General features: G+C 56.4%; 10 protein-coding genes. 6 read left to right on the top strand and 4 right to left on the bottom strand.

The window, feature by feature from the left end:
* Positions 1-76 precede the first annotated feature (76 nt).
* Positions 77-1,999, bottom strand: coding sequence for a LamG-like jellyroll fold domain-containing protein (locus tag SFX18_02285; GenBank protein ID MDX1961952.1), 1,923 nt, complete (start codon positions 1,997-1,999; stop codon positions 77-79).
* Positions 2,000-2,294: 295 nt separating this feature from the next.
* A complete protein-coding gene (locus tag SFX18_02280) occupies positions 2,295-3,407 on the bottom strand; it encodes a fatty acid desaturase (GenBank protein ID MDX1961951.1) in 1,113 nt (370 codons plus the stop codon).
* 252 nt (positions 3,408-3,659) lie between these two features.
* On the opposite strand from SFX18_02280, the gene SFX18_02275 reads away from it, so the two are divergent.
* The 5 genes from SFX18_02275 (at position 3,660) to SFX18_02255 (ending at position 8,357) form a co-directional block, all read left to right on the top strand.
* On the top strand, positions 3,660-4,574 hold the full coding sequence (locus SFX18_02275; protein MDX1961950.1) for a hypothetical protein: 915 nt from the start codon (positions 3,660-3,662) through the stop codon (positions 4,572-4,574).
* Positions 4,575-4,640: 66 nt separating this feature from the next.
* Positions 4,641-5,477, top strand: coding sequence for a phytanoyl-CoA dioxygenase family protein (locus SFX18_02270; GenBank protein MDX1961949.1), 837 nt, complete (start codon positions 4,641-4,643; stop codon positions 5,475-5,477).
* 265 nt (positions 5,478-5,742) lie between these two features.
* Positions 5,743-6,858 (top strand): Gfo/Idh/MocA family oxidoreductase, encoded by a 1,116-nt coding sequence (locus SFX18_02265; protein ID MDX1961948.1) that lies wholly within the window; start codon positions 5,743-5,745, stop codon positions 6,856-6,858.
* Positions 6,859-7,005: 147 nt separating this feature from the next.
* A complete protein-coding gene (locus SFX18_02260; protein ID MDX1961947.1) occupies positions 7,006-7,830 on the top strand; it encodes a sugar phosphate isomerase/epimerase family protein in 825 nt (274 codons plus the stop codon).
* Between the two features lie 263 nt (positions 7,831-8,093).
* The gene (locus SFX18_02255) at positions 8,094-8,357 is read left to right on the top strand and encodes a hypothetical protein (GenBank protein ID MDX1961946.1); all 264 of its coding nucleotides are present in this window, start codon (positions 8,094-8,096) and stop codon (positions 8,355-8,357) included.
* Between the two features lie 345 nt (positions 8,358-8,702).
* On the opposite strand, the gene SFX18_02250 is transcribed toward SFX18_02255, so the two are convergent.
* A complete protein-coding gene (locus tag SFX18_02250) occupies positions 8,703-8,969 on the bottom strand; it encodes a hypothetical protein (GenBank protein ID MDX1961945.1) in 267 nt (88 codons plus the stop codon).
* 71 nt (positions 8,970-9,040) lie between these two features.
* Positions 9,041-11,443: a TolC family protein gene (locus SFX18_02245; GenBank protein ID MDX1961944.1), complete on the bottom strand. Its 2,403-nt coding sequence runs from the start codon at positions 11,441-11,443 to the stop codon at positions 9,041-9,043.
* Positions 11,444-12,003: 560 nt separating this feature from the next.
* Here SFX18_02245 and SFX18_02240 point away from each other — a divergent pair.
* The gene (locus SFX18_02240) at positions 12,004-14,448 is read left to right on the top strand and encodes an HlyD family efflux transporter periplasmic adaptor subunit (GenBank protein MDX1961943.1); all 2,445 of its coding nucleotides are present in this window, start codon (positions 12,004-12,006) and stop codon (positions 14,446-14,448) included.
* Positions 14,449-14,559 lie beyond the last annotated feature (111 nt).

Here is a 14,559-nt window from a genome sequence, read left to right as displayed (position 1 = left end):
GGGAGAATAACGCGGGGTTACGCCCATTGTCCGCACGGTATTTATGTGCTTTGGCTTCTGCTTTGCCCTGGAACACTTACCGGTCGGCGTCCTTGGTCAGTTCAAACGTGTCGAACAAACGTTCTTCCACGTCGTAGGCCTTGAACTGAATCGTCCGGTCATGGATGACCGCCATGCAGTAATGATGCGCCCGTTTGAATTCCAAATTGAACCAGGTTCGCTGTGGTGTTGATTGTTCCAGTCCACCCCCGCCGCCGCCGCTGGTGATATAGCGGACCCCTTTCTTTTGATTAATGGTCATCCGGTAGATTGGCCAGGTCCGCTCGTACACGTGGATATGCCCGTTAAAGGCGATATCCACGCCGTATTTTTCGTACAGCGGGATCACGTGCTGCGCGTTGGTGTCGCCATAGGTTGGCTGGCCCCGGTAGTTGCCGGTGTTGTGGTCGCCATAGTCATTTTCGTCCGAGCTAAAGCAGGGATGGTGGTGGCAGGTAAACTTCCAGGTGGCTTTGCTTTTGGCCAGTTCGCTGTCGAGCCACTTGTATTGCTCCGAATTGGGCGCGAGTGACTTGTTGCTATCCACCATAAAGAACTGCGCGTTGCCGTAGGTAAAGGTGTAATAATACTCAGGCTGCGGCAAGTGAAAGTAATCATAGTACCAGTGCGAGTTCCCCTCGTGGTTGCCAATAGTGGGAAACATCGGCGCGCGGGCCAGTAACGGGTGCATCGGCTCAAAGAGGTCCTTCAGCCATTGATTCTTGGCATAACCATCGTCCACCACGTCGCCGCAATGAATCAGCATATTCGGCCGGTGCGAATAAATCCCCTCCGCGCATTTGCGCGTGATCGCGGGATTACGTTGTGTGTCGCCGATGATCCCGAACGCCCAGGCGTGTTCCGGTCCGCGATCGGTTTGCAGCGAAAAGAGGCCGCTTTGGACGCTATTTTCGGGATCGGCCTCGTCAACGCAGGTCACGCGATAAAACTGCGGTTCCCCTTGGGGCAGGTTCTCTAGGATGCAGGTGTGAATGAGACCAGGCTTATCGCTGGTGAGCTTATTGGCCAGCGGTTGCTTGGGCCCGTATTCCACGGTCATCTTTGCCGGGCGGTTGGTCTCGCACATGACGGCCATGCTGGTGCGCGTGCCAAATTGCAAATAGGGCTGCACCAAGAACTTGACTTGTTTGGTCGCGGGATTGACATATTTGGTCAGGTTGTCGTTTTTCGCCGCGATCTTAACAAAGTCCTCCGCCGGCAACGCGCGATTGTACAGTTTGGCTTCGTAGATTGAGCCTTCCAGCATGTACTTTTCATCATTGTCATGAAAAGCGCCCATGACAAACGCGGACTTGGGCGGGTAGTGGATTTCCCCCGATTGCTCCGTCGATTCAGCGTCCAACTGGCCGTTGACGTACAGCCGCATCGTCTTGCCGTCGTACACTCCGGCAACATGGTACCAGCGGCCCAGTTCGATCGGCGTTTTACCTTTCATGTAGGTTAGCTTTCCCTGGCCGTCATCTCCCCCCGTGGTCGCCAGGGCCAGGGAAAAGCGGTTATTGTTAAAGCCCAGAAGCCAACCTTGTTCGCTCCCCCCATTATCCTGGATCGTGCCAATGATCCCGCCATAGGCGTCCTCGGCGCGGGCCAGATTCACCCAGGCGGCGGCGGTGAATTCCTTGGTTGGCAGGGCGGCTTTGGCGGCGGAATAGTCCTCGGCGAGCAGCAAAAACTCATCCGTGCCGTTAAAAGTCAGCCCTTCGGCCGGGCCGAGCGTTTGCAGCTTTGGCTGGCCGACCAGTTTGGCCGTAACGTGATGCGTTTGGTCGCTGATGGCGCCGTTTTCTATCGGGTGGCCCGTGGCGACAAAGTGAAACAAGAGACCCGGTTCTTCATGATCAGGATGGGCTAACACCGTGTTGCGAAGCCCTCCCCAACACAACGCCAGACAGACCAAAAAGCAAAAACCGGCGTAAATACAACCAGGGCGAATTGGCATCGGGTGGCCTCTTGTTCGGTAACGATCGCAAAATATGTAAGGCAAATGATCCAGGAAGATCTACCAAGCCTTGATTATTCCGGTTGAGACCGCATAAGGCAACGGATTTTTGCGCGGAGCTACGTGCTATTTTACTTTGCTTCACGCAATCCACACGCGGGAGTAATAGTCTCCTAACAAATCTCCATTCCTCGCTTATTCAACTTTTCAACGACTCCCCGCTCCACCAATGCATCCTGCGCTATCTCTTGGCCCAAAATCAAGCGCGGGCGGGCAAAATTTTTAATTCCGTTGGCTATGTAAACGAACTTTTTGCCAACACCAGCGGCAGTTCCACCGTCCGGCTGCTGGTCGGCTCCCCGCCAAAGCTCAGCCAGCAGTGATTCTCAAAATCGTACAACTGACACACCCGCTGGGTATAAGAAAAGCTGCGCCAGGTGAACACATGCTTGACCGGGTGATGCGTGGCGTCCAGGTTTTCTTGCGCCTCAGGCAGGTTATACAGGGGAATGCGCGGGTCCACATGATGCGCCGTGTGCTCCATCACATTATGTATCCAGCCATTAATTCCCCTGGGAAAATGCGTGTGCGTCGTCCCCCGCACCTGGCCCAGGTAAAACGACCATTCGGCGGACTTTTGAAACCAGGGGATCGCCGGGTGGGTGTGCTGCAAATAGGTAATCAGCGCGACAAACCAGTTGCAAAAAAACATCGGCAACACCTGCGCGGCTAAAATAATCGCCCACGCGGGGGCGGGTGTCTGCCAATAACGGGCCAGGACCACCAATCCCCAGCCCTGGGCGAGAAGCATCACCACCAGCAGCAGGTCGTCCGCCAGCCACCGCAGCCGCGCTTTGCGGCGTTTGACCTCTGGCTGAATAAGCCAGATTTTTTTCCAAAGAATTTCCACCAGGTAATACAGGCCAAAGCCGGGCCAATAGCGACACAGGCGAACCCAAGCCTGCCCCACCGGGGAAAGCCGCTGGTACTCCGCCAGCGACAGCGGCGCCCAGACATAGTCCCGCGGTTGAAAATTCGTCCAGCCATGATGCACATGATTATGCGCATGCACCCAACCGGTATACGGATGCCAGGCGGGTAAGAATGACAGCCGGGCTAAAAGCTGGTTTGCCCAGCGGGAGGGGGTCAGCACATCATGCGCGGCATCGTGGGCCAGAATAAACAAGAGCGCTGCGGCCAAACTGGTTAGCAGTATTAGCGGGGGCCACGCCCAAGGGGAGGTGAGGAGGATCGCGGCCAGGGAAAGCAGATAAAATGCCGCGCTGGGGAGCCAAACCGCGGCGGCGCGGCTCCAACGGCGGACATGCGCGAACGGTGGAAAGACCGCGCGGACCTGCCCGGCGTTGGGATGATGGGGATTGATGGGAGTTCTTCGTGTAAAAAGCAATTAAATTTATGATTTGGTATTATGTCAGACAAAGCTAGCGGTTTGCCAGTGAATTTTACCGTATGATTGCGAGATATTAAAATTTGCGGATGATGCTGAGACTGTCTGCCAGTGCTGCTGTAATTTAATTTTGCGGGGTGAGCGGTTGTTACAGATTGCCAGGGACTTTTTTAGTTACCGGAATTCGAGCTGGCCGTGTGTGGCAGGTAGTGATAACAGGAGCAGTTGCCTCGTTTGCGATAGGACCACAGCATGCCGGAATCGCCTGAAACAATTACCCCGGACGTGAAGGAAGCCTATGGGTACACATTGGCCCAGATTTTGCCACTGTGGATATTGGGGTCGGTGGTGCCGCCATTCTTAAACCCGTTGCTACACCAGCTCCATTACGAATTTCTGGCTCTCATGAGCGCGGGACTCTCCGTGGGCAGTTTTCTGGGCATGACAATTTTTGTTGCTAGCTTGGTGCTATTTAGTCCATTCTCCTTTGTGAATCGAAATATTCTAAGTCAAATATTGATCGTTCTAATAGCTTTCTTTCACGCATTATCATGGAGGTTGCAAGTTTTTCCAGCGATTTGGTTTTTTCATTTGCTGTGTTGTTTTTTGGCTCAAAGTGTGTTGTTATTTGTAAAGCTATGGCTCGGTATCGAGCTCTGCTATCATGGGCGACCGATAACGTTCTCGCAGCGGCACACCCAATTTCACATCAGCCATATCCTTATGTATATGGCAATCTCGGCCCTGATGATTAGTCTATCTCAGTTCTTGATCGGGAGTATTGAAATCAAATCTGCTTTGAAAGCCATTGGTGGCCTATTTATCTTATTTGGCTTTATTACGGTACCGGGGTTTTTGATCGCGATAGCGGTTTACTTATGGACATTTTGCGGTGGCAGCTTTGTGGTCGCATTGCTTAAAAGTTTGGTTGTTTGGTTTTGCATCAGTTTTTGCCAGTACGCTTTGCTAAATTTTATCGACTTTGCTGATATGCCTTTGTATATATTTTTACCACTCAATTTCAGCATTGCACTCTGGATGGTCGCCACCGCCGCTATCCTGCGGCGAAACGGTTTTTCAGTCGGGCGCGTGGCAGGTAAGAAGGATAACCTAACTCCTACACCCCAGGGAATTGAGCCAGGGGGGAGTGACCTGCTTGAATCCTAATACTACCTGAATTATAACGCATTTCACTGCTCCGCCGCACGCCTCTTTTTTTATTCATGGTGTCTCATGCCCCAACCGCTGACTGACCAGGAAGTTCAGGAATACCACCGCGAAGGCTATTACCTGGCCCGGGGGATGTTTGAGCCGGACGAGATTGACCTGTTGCGCCGCGCGGCCAAGGAAGACCGCCAGCTTGACCAGCACAGCTTTGGCAAGGCGGATGGCGAAGGAGGAAACGTCCGGCTGTCGCTGTGGAATCATCCCGGCAACGGCATTTATGGAATGTTTGCCCGCTGCGAGCGCATCGTCGCCAGTGCCGAGAAACTGCTGGCCGACGAGGCGTACCATTACCACAGCAAAATGATCATGAAAGACGCCAAGGTCGGCGGCGCGTGGACGTGGCACCAGGATTACGGCTATTGGTACCAGAATGGGGTCATCTGGCCCAACCTGACCAGTGTGTCGATTGCCGTCGATCCCGCCACGCGCGAAAACGGTTGCCTGCAGGTTATCCCCCGCAGCCACCAGATTGGCCGCATTGAGCATGTCTTGACCGGCGACCAGGCGGGGGCCAACATGGAGCGGGTCAACGCCATTCTCGAACGCCTGCCCGTGGTGTACTGCGAAATGTCCCCCGGCGACGCGCTTTTCTTTCATGCGAATCTGTTGCACCGGTCCGACCAGAACAAATCCGACCACCCCCGCTGGTCGATGATCTGCTGCTACAACGCCAAAAGCAACGATCCGTATAAAGAGGCCCACCATCCACGTTACACTCCCCTGTCGCGCGTGCCGGATAGCGCGATCCGCGAGGTCGGGATCAAACGCTTTGCCGACGACACGGCGGAAGTCGCCTGGCTGCAAGACGCGAAGGACCAATCCGCCCGGACGCTCAGTCGTTGACGTTGGTTAAGGGGAACGGGGAATAGGGATCAGGGGATGGGGAACGGGGAACAGGGAATGGCAATTACAAAGCCGCCGATGGTATCGGCGGAATGGGAGACGAGAGACGGGAGATGGGAGACGAGAGGCGGGAGGCGAGAGAGAGGCGGGGCAAAACTTGCTTTTGCCCCCGTGATAGCAAGTTAGCAGTGAGAATGCAGAGTACGGAATGCCTGCAATTTCATTCTTCATTCTTCATTTTTAATTCTTAATTGCACACCCCCCCATGCCCCTCAAGCTCAACTACCTCCCCACGCTGCCGCGCGACCGTTCTCCCGGCATTGGCTGCATTGGCGCGGGATTTATCATGGCCGATTGCCACCTGGTCGCCTACAGCGCCGCCGGCTTTAACCCCGTGGCGATTTCCTCCCACTCCGGCAAATCCGCCCAAGCGGCGGCCAAACGGCATAAAATTCCCCACGCCACCAGCGACTATCTGGCCGTTCTGGACGATCCCGCCGTTAGCATCGTCGATGTCGCCGTCCCGCCCGATAACCAGTTTGACGTGATTAAGCAAATCGTCAAACGTAAAGGAAAAATTCGCGGCATCCTGGCCCAAAAGCCGTTGGGCGTGAATTATCCCCAGGCCAAAAAGATCGTCGATCTGTGCCAGCGGGCGGGGATCACGCTGGTCGTCAACCAAAACATGCGTTATGACCAGTCGATTCGGGCCTGCCACAGCTTGCTCGCCCAAGGGGCCTTGGGTGAGCCAGTCTTGGCCACGATCGACATGCGGGCGATCCCGCATTGGATGCCGTGGCAAGAGCGACAGGGGTGGGTCACGCTGCGAATCATGTCGATTCACCACCTGGACACGTTTCGCTTTTGGTTTGGGACGCCGACGCGGATATTTGCCTCGATCCGGCCCGATCCCCGCACGGCCAAACGCTTTGTCCATATGGACGGGATTTGCCTGTACATTCTAGAGTATGAGCGCGGCAGCCAGCATCCTGGACTGCGCTGTTCCTCGTGGGATGATGTTTGGGCGGGTCCGGCGCGCGAGGGGGCGGGGGCGGATTTGGGGATTCGCTGGCGGGTGGAGGGGACCACGGGGCTGGCACAGGGGACGATCGGCTGGCCGGAGTATCCCAAGCCCACGCCGTCGACGCTGGATTATACGACGACAGCGGGCAAGCGGTGGCACCGCCCGCGTTGGAACAAGGTGTGGTTTCCGGACGCGTTTGCAGGTCCGATGGCGGAGCTACTCTGCGCGGTGGAGGGTTCGGCCCCGGCGACGATGACGGGGGAGGATAATTTGCAAACGATGGCGCTCGTGGACGCGGCGTATCTATCGGCCAAACAACACCGCGCGGTGGAGGTGGGGGAGATAATTACAAATTAAAAATTACGAATTGAATATGGTGATTTTATTATTGCCATAAAGATTTCGACCCGCCGGGCCTAATACGTCCTCCCTACCCTCGTCCCGCGACCCCCGTCTCCCATCTCCCACCTCCCGTCTCCCACCTCTAACCTCCACTCCTCCAACATGGAACTCGGACTGATCAATTCGGCGTTCGCCCAAGCGGGCCAAGGGACCAAATTTGGCCTGGAACAGACCAAGAAAATCGGTTTCGACACGGTCGATATTTTCGCCGATCCGCTGGACATGGATGTGCGCGAGCGGCGGTTGATCGCCGAAACATGCGAAGAGCTGGGCCTTCCCATCCGCAGCGTCGCCTGCGTGGCCGTGGGGCTGATTGACTTTAATCCCAGTGTGCAGCGGTTTCATCTGGATCGCTGCCGCCGGTATCTGGACCTGTGCTATGAATACCGCTGTGCGAATTTGCTCTTGGTCCTGGGGGAATACATCTGGCAACAGGAAGTCATTCCGCCGCCGGAGCAGTGGCGCATGGGCGTGGACAACGTCCGCGCGCTTGGCGAATACGCGGCGCAACTGGACCTAAAAATCGCCCTGGAGCTTGAGCCATTTAGATTGTCGCTGATTAATGATGTGGACACCATCCTGCGGTTTATCGGCGATGTGGGCCTGCCAAACACGGTCCGGGCGAACTGCGATATTTCGCACTTGAGCCTGATGGGCGTCCAACCGGACCAGGTCGCGCGGCTAAAGGGGCTCATCGAGCATGTGCATCTTAGCGACTGCAACGGCCGCGTGCATGGGGACCTGCCGCCGGGGCGGGGCGTGGTGCCGATCCGCGAATACCTGGCCGCGATCCGCGACACAGGTTTTGACCAGACGGTCAGCATCGAGCTAGAGTATTCGCCCGAGCCGGATAAAATCGTCGCTTGGGTGGCCGAGGCGTACGACAAAACGGCGGAAATGCTGGCGGAGTTGGGCGTGCGTGGCTAAAGTTGCAAGCACCGTCCCGGTGCCGAGGTAAAGTAGCAAGCACCGTCCCGTGCCGTGCGAGTGTAGCAGGCACCGTCCCGTGTCGTGGTAATGTAGCAGGCACCGTCCCGGTGCCGTGACAAGGTGGGAGTAGGAGACGTGAGATGAGAGACGGGAGAGTTAAACTTACTTTTAGACCCGTGTAAATTTGCCAAACCATCTTAATTGCACGCAAAAAATCTATTTCGGGGGTTGCCGCCGCTCTTTCATTCTAACTGCGCATCATGAACGACGAAAATCCTTATCAATCACCGGAAATTTTGTCCTTGCCCGCTCCGAAACACAAGAGTGGGAGCAAATTGACAATTGCAATTTCAATTCTGCAATTTATCATACTTGGCTTAATTGTGATTGCCTCGCTAGAGGTGCAAAACTCGATTGATATTTATTTGGGGTCGCTGCCTTTAGTCAACAATCGTGTACCGGGATATAGCCATATCCCAGTAATTTCAAAAGCAATTTGCCGCTTAGGGGCGCACGATAAATAACTTCCCGGTGAAAACACGCCAAATATCGTGCTAGCAGGCATTCGGAGTATCATAATCCGGGTCCTTATTTTTCGAGCGATCCTTAATTATTGCATTCGCATTAGGAATCTTTGTTCTTGAAATTTTTAAGCATCTTTGGGCCTATTGGACTTCAAAGAGACATACGAAGAAACTTAATGCAACTAATTTGCCTTAACTTTGAAAATTTTGGTAGGGAGTCATGGAGATTGTATGGGCTAAAAGGGGTACGTCATATGCCCCACGTAATTTATCGCACCCATAACGCGGTTACGCGCATAGCCCCGCAGTTGTCACACAGCGGTTACCCATAAAAAGGGTACGCCCTTACCGCGCGTGTTCATACACGGAAAAGGCCAGTTCCTTGCCAAGCAGAGCGTTATCATCCAGAGCCAAAGCTTGGCGTGTGCTAACCGCCCGCAGCCCGGGGACATGTCCACTCATTGATTCGCCCGCCAATTCGATCGGCCCCCAGGGTTTGTCATCCAACGACAACTCGTATTGGCCCGCGCAGATATAACCGGGGCCAGAGGTGATGTGACCACAAAGCATCGTTTGACCATTGGCCAAATGAAAAACTTCGGCAATTCGCATTTTGAAGGATTTATCTACCATCAATAAAATTTTATCAGAAGGTATCACATTTAAACTACATTACCCCCCCTTTATCGCACCGGCGGCAGGCGCTCCGCTGGCTCATTGGGCAAGGGGGCATAGGTCGTCCGCAGGATGACCGGCGCGGGGGGTGGCGGCAAATTGAGCATGGAATTCGGGGTGGCCGCGCCTAATGGCGCCGCTGGCACGTTTGTTCTATTGCCAAATTGTCCCGGTTGAGCCGGGGAATGCGTTAAGGGGGCGGGGGACGGGATGAGTTGTGTTTCCGCCGGAACGCTCTTTGCTGTTTTAATATGCGGATTAACCGCGGCAGGCGCCGCGACACGCGGACTGGTCGGGGGGGCGGGAATCGGTTCCACACGACGAACAGGAGCAGCAGTATTTGCCGGAGGTTGTGGAGGAGCCGCTTTCCCTGGTGGGACGCTTTCCCCTGAAGTTGCGGGGGGCTGTGCTTTTGGTGGCTCTGTTCCCGCTGGCTGCGTGGCGGCCAGCAAATGCGGCTCGGTATCTTGCGGGACGGGGCCGTCATTGATGGCGGGCCCGCGACGCATGACGTAATTGAGCGGCCAGGGGGGTTTGCCCTTGCCATCGCGGCGAACGGCGTCCGCCAGGGCCTCGGTTGGCCAGGGGCCTTCCGCTAAAAAGATTTCGTTATGGTCGAGCAGCGTCCCTTTTTCAAAGTGGACGTTTTTGATCGCCAGCGAATAATCGACCAGCGACCCATGAAACCGACTTTCAGATTCGGCGGCCCGCCGCTGCGCGTCCAAGAGTAAGTCCAGGGGGGCTTTATCCGCCTCAAACGCCACCTCCACCGCCACCAGTTGCTCCTTGGCGGCGACGCGGCGGTTGTAGTTGGTCTGGGCGACCATGTAGGCCCGCTCCACTTCGGCAATCGCGTTGCTGAGGCCCAGTTGCACGTCCCGTTCTTGTTCGTGCAAAATCGCCCGGTCGCGGGCCAGTTGCAGTTGCGCGTGCCTTAAAGCGGCGTATCCCCGGCGAAAGCCGAGCGGCATGTTTAGTTCCATGCCCAACTGCCATTCCTGAAAATCGCCGCCAAAGAGGTTGTCGTAGGCGTTGTCAAACGGCCCCACGCCGACGCTGTTGGGATCGAGCAGGTTCTTGCCAAAGCCGCGCCAGCGGTAACGCCCGGTGGCATCCAGGTTGGGCAAGAGGAAATTCCGCGCGGCGACCAATTCCAGTTCGCGGCGTTTGATGATCCAGCTTTGTTTACGCAGTTCGGCCCGCCGCACCAGGGATTCTTGCAACGCCTGGTCCCAGTCAAACACCACTTTGGACATCTTGGGCTGGTCGGCGGGACGGATTAGCCGTCCATCGCTAATTGGTAGGCCAATGATCAGCCGCAGCCGCCGCTCGGCCAGATGCACGCCCGACGTCGCGCGAAAGGTGCCGCCACTGCTGCCGTTGTTGGTTTGGGTGCCGTCGACCAGCCGACCCGTAAGGGCGTTTTGGGCTTCTTCCTCAAAGCGAAAGTATTGTTCGCGGGCCTCGGCTTCCCGTTCGGCCTCGCCCCCTTTACGGCCAGTCTGGTTGAGAGCCTGCACCCGCCGCCAGCTTTCCAGCGCGGCGTCGCGAGCGGCGATTTTGGCATCCAGGTCCCGATAGGCAAAGTACAAATCCCAATAGGCGTTTTCGACGTTGCTGACCAAATCGCGCACGCCCAACTCAAAGTCGGCGATGGCCGTGTCGGTGTTGGTGCGGGCGAGGAGCACACCGGTGTAATAGCCGGGGGTGCTATTTGGCCCGGCGGTGCGATTGAACAGGGAGCCGGCGTTTTGTAACAGTGGTTGGCGGACTTCGGCCTCAAAGTTGGCGTTCCACGCACTGCCAAAGATATTGGCCGGCGCGCTGTTGGCGTCGTAGTCGATATTATGCCGCGCGGTAAACAGCGTGCCGCTGGCGGCCCGCTTTTGCAATTGCGCCTGGGCGATCCCTAGATCTTGCTTAAAAAAGTTCGTCCCGCCCCCTAGCAACAGGTTATTCAGCGCGCGGTCGTTCTTTTCCCAACTGGTGCGGGCGGCAAAGGTAGCGTCAAATTCCGATAATGCCGCCTCCACGCCAAACCGCGGGTCAAGTTCGGCGATGGCCGGGGTGTGTATGCTGCGGGTGGTGGCGGGAGAGCGCAGCACAAAGCCACCCAGGTCGCGCATCACGCGGGAATTTTGCAGGCAAAGTTGCACCGCCTGTTCCAGCGGCAAATCCCAAAAGGCCAAAGGTTGGGCGTTAATCGTGACGGGGGGGCCGGTATCCGGCGGAGGCGGGGTACAATGCTGGTCGGGGTATTCCACCCGCGTGGCGACCCGTTGGTAATGCTGAAAAGCGTCGTGGTTAAACTTGACCTGATCCTGATTCCGCGCGCAGCCCGCCAGCCCGATCGACAATATTAGCAGCCCAGAAAGCCAGGCGCGCGGCTGTAAATGTGCGAATGGGGGCATGCTGGCAAAAGTGGAAAAGTGGGCAAGGTCCGCCCAAGCGGAATCCTGGGCAAAACAGCCAAAGCTTGGTTCATCATCGGCATGCCTAAAAGCGTTAGAAGTAGAAATAACACCAAGAGCGTCAGAGATTTCCTAATTTGCCTGGTTTAGCAGGTTGGATATGCCAGCTTCTTGCCGCGTCGATCCTTAAAAAATCAAGTTTAAATCTGCTATGCCCTCGAAAATCAGGCTGATATAATAAATTTACGGATGAAATGAACCTAAATCCGCTGACGAATTTTGTTCCACAACCGTTGCTGGCCCAGGATCTTGCCAGAGTTCCGCATCCTGCTGTCAATGTGGATGTGAGCAAGCTGGAAGAGAGCCAAATGGATGACTGCCATTTGGATGCCGAGGTTCCTAATTTTGTCCCCACGATTCCAAAATTTGTGCGACGGGTAAAGTGTCGAGTTATTGGCAAAAAGAAGTTAACACCTCATCGATTGTGAGATGACTGTGTTTTTGATGAATAAATAAGACTTGTTTATTGTCAAAATAACTGTTCGTGAATCAATAACTCCATGTCTTCACGAACACAACTTCCGCATCTTCCTCCCGGATCGACTCGCGATCGTCACGAGGCCCAACTTTCGTTGGCTGAACCCGCCGACTGGGAATCGCAGCTTGCCAAGTTGGACCAAATGTTATCCGCCGGGGACATTCCCGCGTTGTGGCGTGAGATTCTGTCCAGCGCGCTAGGCATCACCCGGGCTTTAGTAGCCACGCTCGCTTACAAAAATGAGCGCTCGCGTTGGGAAATCCTGGATTCGTTGAATCTTGGTGCTGGTCTAAGCCCCACACCGAATACGCCAAATTCTGAAAATAACGCCGCTTCTCAAGAGTTAGCGGCTGATTCACAACAGACGAAAGCACCCACGGCGCAACAGCTTGCCCGTTGGGAGCAATCGCTAAATCATCACGGCACAACATCCCCGCCGGCGCTCGAACCACGTTTGTCTCGTCTCCCGGAAAACGGCAATCTTGTCACCCTCATTCAGTCCATCGAATCGGGCGAAACGCTTCTCTGGGAATTGCTTCTTCCCGCGGATTCGCCGCCGCTGGCTCCCGCCGCAACGCAGTATCTGCTGGCGCTGGTGGACATTGCCGCCGATGGTTTGCGCCGTTGGCGGCTGGCCCGCCTGCCCGACGAACATACCCGCTGGCGGACTTTATGGCGGTTGACACAGCGATTGGCGGCGGCACCCACGTTGATTGCGGCCGCGCAAACCGCCGTCCAGGACCTGACCGCCGCGCTGGTTTGCGACCGGGTGGCGATCTTGACCACTCGCGGCGAAACCGCCAGTGATCCTTATATGCCGCTGGCGGTTAGCGGCTCTGCGCGGGCGGATGCCCGCAGTCGGACCGCGCAGCTTTGGCGGCAATTGGCCACGGAATTCAGCTTGCATCCCCAACCGCGGTGGTTTGGCCATGTCCCCCCGACATACCTACAAAATGATGTCGCTTTTGCAAACTGTGCGGAGACATCCGAACAAGCCGCTCATCCAACCCCACTGACGCAGTGGTGGGAACGCTATGTCGAAGAGACCGCGGCCATTGGGCTGCTGGCGATTCCCTGGCAGGCGTGCCCTCTTCCCCCCGCTTCCCAGGCTGCGCGCTCCGACGCCACGACATCGCCCCGTGCCAACGGTCAAGTCCTTCACCCAACCCTGGATGATCAAGGGGTCGCGGTCGATACCTTGCGAATTGCGGTGCGTCTTGCTGGATGGGCGGGGCCCCCGACGGTTGATATCCCCGCCGCGGACCTGACAGAAAACCCTTTTGTCCCCCGGGGACTATTTATTATCGAGTGGTTCCAAACGCCAACCGCCAACGACGCTCTATCCCCATCCTCGGCAATATCCGGCCACACCTCCGAGCCGAAATCACTTTGGCCCCCCCTGCTCCAATCCGCCGCCGCGCAACTAGAGCAACGCCGAGTGACGGACGACTTGCCGGGTATTAAACTTTTACGCTGGTGGGGTAACGCCGGGCGGCGCGCGCGCCGTCGCGGACTGACCATGGGCCGACTGGCGGGACTAGCGGCCGTGGGTTTACTGGCCGCCCTGTGTCTGGTGCCAGCGGAACTGCAAATTACCGTCCGAGGAACATTATGGCCGCGCGACCGGCGGCAGATTTTTGCCCCGGAACCAGCTATCGTGTCATCCATTACCGTTGGACATGGCGATCAGGTCCAACAAAATGAACTGCTGGCTCAACTTGAAAGCCCCGAATTGACACAGCAGCAGTTGCAATTAATAGGGGAAATCGCCACCGCCGAAAAACGGGCGCAAAGCCTGCTAGCCTTGCGGTTGCAATCCGGATCCACGCCTAACCCGGACCCCGCCCAGCGGGAACGCCTGACCGCGGAGGAAGCCGAAATCGCCGCCACATTGCAATCCGCCCAAGCACAGTTGACGATTGTCAATGAGCGCCTGGCCAGCCTTAAACTGCTCAGTCCCATGCGGGGAACTATTCTTACCTGGAACCCCCAGTCCGATTGGCGGGGACGACCCGTCGCCAGGGGCCAGGCGCTCTTAACCGTGGCCGATTGTGCTGGGCCCTGGCAGGCCGAACTGCGCATTCCGGACGAAGTGCTGGGTTATGTAAAATCCGCCCGGTCGAAATCTGAAGATGGTTTAGCGATCACCCTTTATCCCCAGCTTAACCCGGATGTACAGTGGAGCGGCACGCTGACCAGTCTGGCCCTGCGCAGCGAAACCGATCCTGTCTGGGGGACGGGGGTGTTGGGTGTGGCCATGATTTCCACTTCATTGCACGGCAATACCCCGGATCGTTCAGCGATTAGCCTGGATAATGCCAAAAAACTGTCAACGGTAGATAGCGATGCGCATCCGGCGTTAACTCCGGGGGGCGAAGTAGTAGCCAGAATTCCCTGCGGCAGACATCCCTGGGGGTTTGTGCTCTTTCACGAAGTCTATGACGCGGTGCGCCGTTGGTGGTGGTAAGGCTATTCCCGGCAATGACTTAGGGTAATTGCTGCCTTATGCGGCGGGCATTCGCGGCGACCGCGCAAAGCGCCGCGGCCCATGTTCGGTGGGGAACGCGCCCCGCATTCC

Source organism: Pirellulales bacterium, from assembly GCA_033762255.1.
Taxonomy (GTDB): domain Bacteria; phylum Planctomycetota; class Planctomycetia; order Pirellulales; family JALHPA01; genus JANRLT01.
Note: the sequence above shows the minus strand (reverse complement) of the source record. Positions and strands in the feature narration are given on the sequence as shown.

Bases quoted from the DNA above. Each gene is read 5' to 3' on its own strand.
- SFX18_02285 (MDX1961952.1), bottom strand. From the start codon at position 1,999: ATGCCAATTCGCCCTGGTTGTATTTACGCCGGTTTTTGCTTTTTGGTC.
- SFX18_02275 (MDX1961950.1), top strand. From the start codon at position 3,660: ATGCCGGAATCGCCTGAAACAATTACCCCGGACGTGAAGGAAGCCTAT.
- SFX18_02270 (MDX1961949.1), top strand. From the start codon at position 4,641: ATGCCCCAACCGCTGACTGACCAGGAAGTTCAGGAATACCACCGCGAA.
- SFX18_02265 (MDX1961948.1), top strand. From the start codon at position 5,743: ATGCCCCTCAAGCTCAACTACCTCCCCACGCTGCCGCGCGACCGTTCT.
- SFX18_02260 (MDX1961947.1), top strand. From the start codon at position 7,006: ATGGAACTCGGACTGATCAATTCGGCGTTCGCCCAAGCGGGCCAAGGG.
- SFX18_02255 (MDX1961946.1), top strand. From the start codon at position 8,094: ATGAACGACGAAAATCCTTATCAATCACCGGAAATTTTGTCCTTGCCC.
- SFX18_02250 (MDX1961945.1), bottom strand. From the start codon at position 8,969: ATGCGAATTGCCGAAGTTTTTCATTTGGCCAATGGTCAAACGATGCTT.
- SFX18_02245 (MDX1961944.1), bottom strand. From the start codon at position 11,443: ATGCCCCCATTCGCACATTTACAGCCGCGCGCCTGGCTTTCTGGGCTG.
- SFX18_02240 (MDX1961943.1), top strand. From the start codon at position 12,004: ATGTCTTCACGAACACAACTTCCGCATCTTCCTCCCGGATCGACTCGC.